Annotated in this window: 2 protein-coding genes; one reads left to right on the forward strand and one right to left on the reverse strand. The window is 67.1% G+C overall.

Annotated elements, in window-relative coordinates:
- Positions 1–113: 113 nt before the first annotated feature.
- The gene (tnpA, locus tag M1E25_RS23235; RefSeq protein WP_251418849.1) at positions 114–530 is read right to left on the reverse strand and encodes an IS200/IS605 family transposase; all 417 of its coding nucleotides are present in this window, start codon (positions 528–530) and stop codon (positions 114–116) included.
- Positions 531–555: 25 nt separating this feature from the next.
- Here tnpA and M1E25_RS23240 point away from each other — a divergent pair, with 25 nt between their 5' ends.
- Complete coding sequence (locus M1E25_RS23240; RefSeq protein WP_251418851.1) at positions 556–1,764, forward strand: RNA-guided endonuclease InsQ/TnpB family protein; 1,209 nt, start codon at positions 556–558, stop codon at positions 1,762–1,764.
- Positions 1,765–1,802: the final 38 nt, after the last annotated feature.

The raw sequence follows: 1,802 nt of genomic DNA on the forward strand, positions 1-1,802 counted from the left end.
GCTACCGGGTCTATTCGCAGTGCACCGGGCTTCAGCCCGGTGGTGAAGCGAATCTGAGAACTGCTCTGACCTCAGCTGTGTGCACGGATCCGCGCTGTTCACCTCAGCCCGGGTCAGAGCGGCCGGCTCTGCTGCTCGATGTACTGCTTCACGATGCTGAGCGGCGCGCCGCCGACCGACCCGGCGAAGTACGAGCCAGACCACAGGCGCTGTGCCCGCCAGTAGTGGCGGACGAGGTCGGGGAACTCCTGGCGGAGTCTGCGCGAGGACACGCCCTTGAGGGAGTTCACCAGCCTGGATACGGCGACCTTCGGCGGGAAGTTCACGAGCAGGTGGACGTGGTTGGCCTCGCCGTTGAACTCCACCAGCTCGGCCTCGAAGTCCCCGCAGACGGCCCGCATGATCTCCTCGCATCGCGTCAGGTGCCGGTCGGCGAAGACGGAGTGCCGGTATTTCGTTACGAAAACCAAGTGGACGTGCATGCGGAAAACGCAGTGCCGTCCTGTGCGAACGTTCTCATCGATACCCATATACCAATTGTGTATCGTGATCCGCGTGCAGCTTCGGTACAGCTTCCGCGTGTACCCGAGCGCCGGTCAGCGCACGGCGCTGGCGGGGGCGTTCGGGTGCGCGCGGGTGGTCTACAACGATGCCCTCAGGGCTCGGGAGACCGCCCGCAGCGAGGGGATGCCGTTCCCGAAGACCGGGGACCTGTCGAAGCAGCTGATCACCGAGGCGAAGAACACCCCGGAACGGGCCTGGCTCGGCGAGGTGTCGGCGGTCGTCCTCCAGCAGTCCTTGCGGGACCTGGACGCGGCGTACCGGAACTTCTTCGACGGCCTGAAGGGCAAGCGCCCACGCATCGGCCCACCACGGTACAAGTCCCGCAAGGACACCCGGCAGGCCGTCCGCTTCACCGCCAACGCCCGTTGGTCGATCACGCCCGGACAGAAGCTGCGCCTGCCGAAGATCGGCGACCTCAAGGTCAAGTGGTCCCGCTCCCTGCCGTCGACGCCGTCCACGGTGACCGTGGTCAAGGACGCGGCAGGCCGGTACTTCGCGTCCTTCGTTGTGGAGACCGGCCCGGAGGAAGTCCTGCCCCAGGTCGCGCCCGAGGTGGGCATCGATCTCGGGCTCGGACACTTCGCGGTCCTCTCCGACGGGACGAAGATCGACAGCCCGCGCTTCCTGCGCCGGGCCGAAAAACGCCTGAAGAAGGCGCAGCGCTCCCTCTCTCGCAAGGAGAAGGGCAGCAAGAACCGGGACAAGGCCAGGATCCGCGTCGCACGGGCACACGCCCGTGTCGCGGACGCGCGCCGCGAGTTCCACCACCAGCTCTCCACACAGCTGATCCGCGAGAACCAAGCGGTCGCCGTGGAGGACCTGGCGGTGAAGGGACTCGCCCGCACGCGCCTGGCCAAGTCGATTCACGACGCCGGATGGTCGGCGTTCGTGAGCATGCTGGAGTACAAGGCCGCCCGGTACGGGCGCACCTTCGTGAAGATCGGCCGGTTCGAGCCGACTTCCCAGGTGTGCTCGCGGTGCGGCGTCAAGGACGGTCCCAAGCCCCTCCACGTCCGCGTGTGGACGTGCGGGGCATGCGGGGCCGTCCTCGACCGGGACATCAACGCGGCGGTCAACGTCGCCAAGGCCGCCGGACTGGCGGTGTCAGCCTGTGGAGCGCAGGTAAGACCAGGACTCGTCCCGGCACCGCGCAGCGAAGCAGGAACCCACTCGACACCGAAGCCTTCAACGGCGCGATAAGCGGGAATCGCCGTCCTTCAGGGCGGCGAGGATGTCAA

Origin of the sequence: Streptomyces meridianus, from assembly GCF_023703325.1 — a bacterium.
GTDB lineage: Bacteria > Actinomycetota > Actinomycetes > Streptomycetales > Streptomycetaceae > Streptomyces > Streptomyces meridianus.

Coding starts and splice junctions, on each gene's coding strand:
- tnpA (WP_251418849.1), bottom strand. CDS start 530: ATGGGTATCGATGAGAACGTTCGCACAGGACGGCACTGCGTTTTCCGC.